The following is a 7,271-nucleotide window of genomic DNA, read 5'->3' as shown; positions in this document are numbered from 1 at the left end:
GATAGTAGAATTAAAATAATTATTAGCGTAGATATGACACGGGATGGAGCAGTATAAAAGCTACTCGGACTCAACGCTTTATTAAAAGACTGGCGAAGGTTATTGCCCTGCTCTTTTATAAAAAGTAATCAAGTTTCCGCAACCAATTTTATATCGACTAGTAGGCCAGCTGAAGCTGGTTTTTTTGTGTCTAAATTTTAGCTCTATAAACAATAATTTGATGGCAGCAATAACACCGTGCTAAATGTTGCTATGATAAGCGCCTAAAATCGCCTCGTAGATAAAAATCAGACTCAACGATTCCTAATTATTTACAATACCATTCACGGATCTACCCACAGAGATTCACAAAAATAGAAGAATGCCATAGAAGCCCGGTGTTTTTCAAGATAGGACTCAGCTCTAAATAGATTCATCCTGCTCTCAAAGCCAAAACACATCAATACATTGACCCGCGGACAACGGTGTTAATATCGAAAATCCTGTAACGGCTCACCTACTCTGTCTGATGTCTTAATCAATAACACTTAAACAAAGCCCTTTTTTCAGCGCCATAATGATCAACACAGCTATAAAGCCAGTCTATAGAAGTGCCAGTTCTGCGCGTCTCATTTTTTGATCCAAGCAGCCTTGATGTAAAATCCAGATCCATTTTTGAGTCAATGCACCCCACAGATAAAAATGTCTTAGAACCACACGCCGGTGTGCCTGATATCAAATAGAGGGTTAAACGCTGCTGTTACATACAAGATAGGACTCAATATCCTCTATCGAGATCAACGCATTAATAATGATTGGCTTAAAACATATACGGCCACATGGAAATGGTGGATCTCTGTATTGCATGAGTTAATGGATTCAGCAAATAGCTGCCATTAATCGGCACTGGGTGATAATACTGGTTCTTGCCTATATGACTTTTAACTTTGCACTTTGAATTGCCACAGAATGTGCAGATACTGACTTAGAAAGATATAAAGCAGCGCAATAGATTGAATCCATAAAAGACAAAAGTAGCTAACTTGCTCAGGTTGGATAACGAGAAAAGTGACTAAAGTTAATACTGGCTATATTACATTAGGGAGATACTGCGATTAAACTGGGGTATGAAGAGTGAAGGAAAATATACGACATTGTCGGCGCCGCAATACCCGTTTAAGGATACTCGGTTTGAAAAGTATGAATATTATAAGCGTTTAGCCTAAAGCCAACACCTAGTTTACCATTGAGACGATAAACTAGATGTTGTTCAGTTCAAGTACGTGTTCTGTACGAACCCGTCCTAAAATAACAGACCTAAAAGATTACTTACCCCAAGGGTTAGTCGGATCTTGTGACGGTGCAGGTCGATTACTGTCTTTACGGCTGTTCTGCGCGTAAGAATCTTGCGCTTTAGGTTTATCTTTACCGTAACTTGGGCGACTGCCCTTGTTCTGTTTCATCGCTTCGTAATCAGCCGTAGCTTTAACGCGCATCTCTTCAATCAACTCAATGGTTAACTCTTGCGGCTTACGTGGCACAATACCATCTGCAAACCCACGCTCACGCGGCTTAAGATCAAATTGCGATTCGCTGCCTTTAGGCATACGTTTGAAGCGATAAAGATAAAAGGCCTCAACACGCTCCCTCGCCCATTCAGTCTTCTTAAGGAACTTATTACAAGCAGGCATACTAGGATTAGAGTTAAAACACTCTAAGCGAATGGCCGCATAGAGGATTTTCCAATCGTAAAATTCGACAAGCTCTGTCACCATAGTTTCAAGTTTTAGGCCGTGCAATGGGTTGTTCTGTTGATGTTCAATCATGGGGTGTCCAAAAAATCGCTGATAATGTACAAAATCGTTAGATAACTAACGAGGCCATTTTTGTAATGGCCAAAATATTCCGTTAATAATAACAAGAAAATACCGATATCACCCGTTCAAATCCGCTAAGCCATCCATTTTTTGATAAAAGCACGCAAAACAGGACAAATAAACCGTTTTAATTAATTGCTTGCTCGACATATGAGCACCTATTTCTGTATAATCCGCGCCTGTTTTACCTATGCAAACGCTCGCCTTATTTTAGGGTGGCGGTTATCTGCTTAGCTTTGAATACTTAACCTTTCAGGATATTCCATTGATCTCTACCGCAAACATCACCATGCAGTTCGGCCCAGAGCCATTGTTTGAAAACATTTCCGCAAAATTTGGCAACGGCAACCGTTACGGTTTAATCGGTGCAAACGGCTGTGGTAAGTCAACCTTTATGAAGATCCTCAGTGGGGAACTTGCACCGACATCTGGCAACGTGTCAATCACACCAGGCCAAAAAGTCGGTACCCTAAGCCAAGATCAGTTCGCTTTTGAGCAATACAGCGTTATCGATGCTGTAATTCAAGGCGATCCAAAACTGTGGGAAGTAAAGCAAGAGCGTGAACGTATCTACTCTTTGCCTGACATGACCGAAGCTGATGGCATGAAAGTCGGCGAGCTTGAAAGCGAGTTTGCTGAAATGGACGGTTACAGTGCAGAAAGTCGCGCTGGCGAAATCTTACTTGAAGCGGGTATTGAAGAAGAGTATCACTTTGGCTTAATGAGCCAAGTTGCACCGGGTAAAAAACTGCGTGTGTTACTTGCACAAGCATTGTTTTCAAATCCTGATATTTTGTTGCTCGATGAGCCTACCAACAACTTGGATATTCATACCATTAGTTGGTTAGCCGATGAGCTGAACAAACGTAAGTGCACCATGATCATCATCTCGCATGACAGACATTTCTTAAACACTGTCTGTACTCACATGGCTGATATCGATTACGGTGAACTTCGCGTTTACCCAGGTAACTATGAGTACTTCCTCGACGCTGCTGGCCTTATCCAAGAGCAACTGCTCGCGGGTAACGCGAAGAAGAGTGCCGAAATGGCAGAGCTGCAAGACTTCGTTAACCGCTTTGGTGCTAACGCATCTAAAGCAAAGCAAGCCAGCTCTCGTGCTAAGAAATTAGATAAGATTTCTCTGGATGACGTTAAATCATCGAGTCGTATGACACCGTCATTACGCTTCGAAGAAAGTAAGAAAATGCATCGCCAAGCGCTAGTGATTGAAGAACTAAGCCACGGTTTTGACGGCAACACACTATTCCAAGGCGGCGAGCTCATTCTTGAAGCTGGCGCTAAGTTAGCGGTTATTGGTGAGAACGGCGTGGGTAAAACAACCCTACTTCGTTGTTTAGTTAATCAACTAACACACAATTCCGGTGTCATTAAGTGGTCTGAAAATGCTGCTATCGGTTACTGCCCACAAGACAGCAGCGCTGATTTTGATAACGACTTCACTCTATTTGATTGGATGTCGCAGTGGCGTACACCAAAGCATAACGACCTTTCGGTTCGTGGCATGTTAGGTCGTCTACTCTTTACTGAAGACGATGCCAACAAAAAAGCCCGTAACTGCTCAGGTGGTGAGAAGAACCGTCTGTTGTTTGGTAAGTTAATGATGATGGATGTCAATGTGCTCGTCATGGACGAACCGACTAACCACATGGACATGGAAGCCATTGAGGCGCTAAACAACGCGCTTAAAGATTTCGAAGGCACCTTGATTTTCGTCAGCCACGATAGAGAGTTTGTGTCATCACTTGCAACTCGTATCATCGATGTGAAAGACAAACACTTGGTCAACTTCCACGGTACTTTCGACGAATACATGTCGAGCCAAGCCGAAGCATTAGTAAATAAATAGCCTAAACATCAGCACTCATCAGTGTTGATAAAAGCGTAAAGAAAAGGCCATTTGAGTAATCAAATGGCCTTTTTGTATAACTGACCCGCCTTCTTAATGTTTATCGAGCATCACTTATACTCAGCACTACAACTAGCAGTAGTACCGGACTTTTAACCTGATCACCAAAAATATTGATCCCCACTTTAAACTCATCTGTAACGCCATAGCGGCCATCGTTAGGTAACCACCATAATAGTCTGCCATAACGCCAATCTTATCCGCATCCACCCAATCTGAGTCTGTAGGGACTTTTGTTGTACACCACATCTTGCAGATCGTCCTCACCATGACGTTTATCATCTAAATAGAAAAATGTCTTACCGTAACTGGGGATCCGTTCGTTAAGGCAACAACATTAGGCTTTATCAATTTTGGAGTGCAATGCTTAACTTAATAGCAGACTTGCTCAAAGGCCAACGATCAGAATCGTTTGAAAGTATGAAAGGAAATAAGCAGGTAAGGAATAATCAAACGCGCCTGATGTAAGGCGCGTGAAGTAAGGCTGGAAGTTATTGGGTCGCTTAGGTGTAAGTTAAATGATGATAACAGTGTCGCAGTCATCCACTTTTCTTAACCCACCTCAACCAGCTCAGCACTTGGGTCAGCTATACCGCTAGTTTGGTTTTTCTGGATATGGGTCATCAAGTATTGTGCATCTTTCCATACACCACCCAATGTTGCCGAACCTCGGGTATACAGCCAAGGAAGCCCAATAAAATATAATCCTTCAACATCATTGCTCACTCCTCGATAATTACTCGGGTAGTTCGTCTCATCAAAAGTGATATCTTCAATCCAAAAAAAGTTAGGTTTGAATCCTGTCGCCCAGATAATATTTTTGATACTACTGATGCTACCTTTTTGAAACTTAATACTGTTTTTGTCTGCTGACAATGTTCTGCCCATATGGATAACATTATCTTTTGCCAGCAGTGACTTCACGTCAGTACCAATCACTGGCTGCACACCTTTGCTCAACCATTTACCCATCTTGCTAAAGCGTGTCACCGATAAAAAGCCGATTTTAGTGAACCACCACCATAAGGTTTTACCTAAAAATGATTGTGGGATCGCAGTGATTTTATCCGTTCCAGAGAAATGCACTGTGCGTCCCGTCTCGGCAATTTCTGATAAAATTTGCACCCCAGAGTCACCAGCACCAACCACTAAACAATCACCATCTTGTAGCTGTTCAGGACTTTTATAGTGTTCACTGTGTAATTGAACCACATTCTCAGCGATATCAGCGTGGCAAGGGGGCGTAAAAGGCGTATGGAAGGGACCAGTGGCTATAACAACCTGTTTAGCCTTGTAGCTACCCGTGGCACTGGTTATTTCAAAAATACCATTCACTTTTTTTACTGAAGTTATTCTTTGATTAAATTCAATCGGGATCGAGAATTTTTCAACATAACTTTTTAGATAATCTGCCACTTCATATTTATTGGGGTAGTAGCCTTTAGGAAATGGAAATAACATGCCCGGGAGATGGTTATATTCGGTAGGAGTGAACAGTTTTAACGAATCCCAGCGCTTCAACCAAGGCGCACCAATGTGCTCATTGGCGTCTAAAATCAGGTAATCTTTATTCGTTTGGGATAAGTTATAAGCCATTGCCAGCCCAGACTGACCAGCGCCAATGATGATAAATTCTTTCATAAATCCCATAAGTTCTTATTATTATGCGCGGTATTCTAACAGATCGTAGCAACCGAATCTGACTATTCGTGTTTTGGATAATGCTGGATTTAAGACATCACACTGAAGTAAGACAATAAGTACAGTAATCCTAACAATTTATGGATTTACTCAAGTCCTACTCATGTGGCATATCAAGTAACCCTTGCTCACTGTCTATTCCGCCCTTTGTATCACTGATGGCTTCGAATTCTCTCCCTGATAACCAAAGCAATGAATGACTTTGTATTGCTGATTGATAAGCCCATGCTGCAATAGCCTCTGAACGTTGGCTCTCGCAAATAAAATACTGCCCTAGCGCTGAAGTGATCGTTTTATCATTGCAGATAATATTTTGTTCAAACCAACGATCTTTATGCTGTTGTGCCGCTAAATGGTCACGCTTAGCGTTGTTGCAGACCCGATGCGCTAAGACAAAATTATGCCCAAGATCGTTTGGATAACGCGCCCAAGGAATGAAGTGATCAACCTCACCAGCTTCCTTTAACGGTTTTTTGCAGTAAAAGCAATTACCTTGCTGGATCTGATGCAATACGGGCCTAACTTTAATCAGCGCATTACGTTCTTTACCAAACAAAAAATTTGACACATCACTTTGCCCGCCAAACAACTGAATATTAGTAGGAAAGTTACTCACCTTTTGTGTCCAATGGGTTCTTGAAAGCGAGATTACCAAATCGTAGAAACGCCGAAAACAAAACGCAACTCCAGGGTTTAACTCAATGTAATCTCTAGATTTTTGGTGCGGATAATAGAAGCAAACTTCTTTACCAGCCAGAAGCTGTAACCGCCAAAGAGGGCCGTCTTTAAACGTCCTGCGCGTTTTACTCATGAGCTTGCACCAATCTTCATGTTTTTTTAATTCAGCAAGACTTGTTACACCTCGATTGCGAAAATCAGCCAAGCTGTTAATCAATGCTGACTGCAAACCTGCATTTTGTAAAAGAATAAACTGGTTGTTGTTTTTACCGCTGTAGGGCAATGAATGTTGCCAATAAAGGTCAATGAATTTCTCAACTAACTCATCGATGGCTATAACACCGTCTAATTGAACCTGTTGCTGATTAGCGGAAAACTCACCTTGTAACGGTCGCTCAATACAAATATCAGCAAGTGCATGTAACAACGCAAACTTGTATGTGGCGGCAAAGTCTCCTTCTACAAGTAACCGTTGCAGATAGGCAATAAAATCTACTTGCAACTGTGCAGCTACATCATCTGTTGCAGCTTGAGTCATATTGGTTCACCACTAAGTAAATCATCGCCAAGAGAAATCGGTCGTTGGTTGTCGAATTTGCTTAACACTACAGTGTGCCAGCGTACTTCTTTTCGGCCTAATTTATCAACTACGGCTAAAGCTTTATCAAGAATTTTGAGCCCTGATCTCAGACTTAACGCTTCTAACTCTTTAATACTGACTGAATACATCTCTCGCTCATCACTACTGGGGCCATAAATAATTATTGCCAGCCATTATTAATCAATAACATAACCAGTTTAAAAACCAATATCAACGATTGACGTATATCAAAGAAGTACTTGAACCATTTTCAACAAAAGTGGCGCGAATAGATGCCGGGAAAGAAGTGAATTAACAGAGATTAGTGAGTTTTAAGGCGTGGATTGTTAACCCTGTGCATTAACAGAGGAAAGTGCTCTTGAAGTTACGGCCTTTAGCTTAGCCTACTTGCATATACTGACAACTATTTGAAAAGTGCCGTCGACGTTTATCTAAGTGTTCACAGTAGCTGCTGAGCTCTTGCAACGTCCCGACGGGGCCGTGAAACAGCTGCCCAAACTCGGTG

At 41.8% G+C, this 7,271-nt stretch carries 5 protein-coding genes and 1 pseudogene; 1 reads left to right on the top strand and 5 read right to left on the bottom strand.

Going from position 1 to position 7,271, the window contains the following annotated elements; all coding sequences use genetic code 11:
- Positions 1-1,304: 1,304 nt before the first annotated feature.
- Entirely contained in the window at positions 1,305-1,805 is a 501-nt protein-coding gene (locus CXF82_RS10530) for a VF530 family protein (protein WP_101090256.1), read from the bottom strand.
- 316 nt (positions 1,806-2,121) lie between these two features.
- On the opposite strand from CXF82_RS10530, the gene CXF82_RS10525 reads away from it, so the two are divergent.
- Positions 2,122-3,726, top strand: coding sequence for an ABC-F family ATPase (locus tag CXF82_RS10525; RefSeq protein WP_102039862.1), 1,605 nt, complete (start codon positions 2,122-2,124; stop codon positions 3,724-3,726).
- A 163-nt stretch (positions 3,727-3,889) separates the two neighbouring features.
- Here CXF82_RS10525 and CXF82_RS10520 read toward each other — a convergent pair.
- The 4 genes and pseudogenes from CXF82_RS10520 to CXF82_RS10505 form a co-directional block, all read right to left on the bottom strand.
- A pseudogene (locus tag CXF82_RS10520) lies at positions 3,890-4,111 on the bottom strand (prolyl oligopeptidase family serine peptidase); the annotation flags it as partial.
- Positions 4,112-4,338: 227 nt separating this feature from the next.
- Positions 4,339-5,427, bottom strand: coding sequence for a flavin-containing monooxygenase (locus CXF82_RS10515; RefSeq protein ID WP_102044166.1), 1,089 nt, complete (start codon positions 5,425-5,427; stop codon positions 4,339-4,341).
- A gap of 157 nt (positions 5,428-5,584) precedes the next feature.
- On the bottom strand, positions 5,585-6,703 hold the full coding sequence (locus CXF82_RS10510; RefSeq protein WP_102044165.1) for an HNH endonuclease: 1,119 nt from the start codon (positions 6,701-6,703) through the stop codon (positions 5,585-5,587).
- Positions 6,700-6,894 carry a hypothetical protein gene (locus tag CXF82_RS10505; protein WP_101090260.1) on the bottom strand — a complete coding sequence of 65 codons (195 nt, stop codon included), beginning with the start codon at positions 6,892-6,894 and terminating at the stop codon, positions 6,700-6,702. The genes CXF82_RS10510 and CXF82_RS10505 overlap by 4 nt, the downstream gene beginning before the upstream one ends.
- Between the last annotated feature and the right edge of the window lie 377 nt (positions 6,895-7,271).

Origin of the sequence: Shewanella sp. GutDb-MelDb (genome assembly GCF_002836075.1) — a bacterium.
In the GTDB taxonomy this organism is placed as follows: Bacteria; Pseudomonadota; Gammaproteobacteria; order Enterobacterales; family Shewanellaceae; genus Shewanella.
The sequence above is the reverse complement of the archived record's forward strand: the minus strand, read 5'-3'. Positions and strand labels throughout refer to the sequence as shown.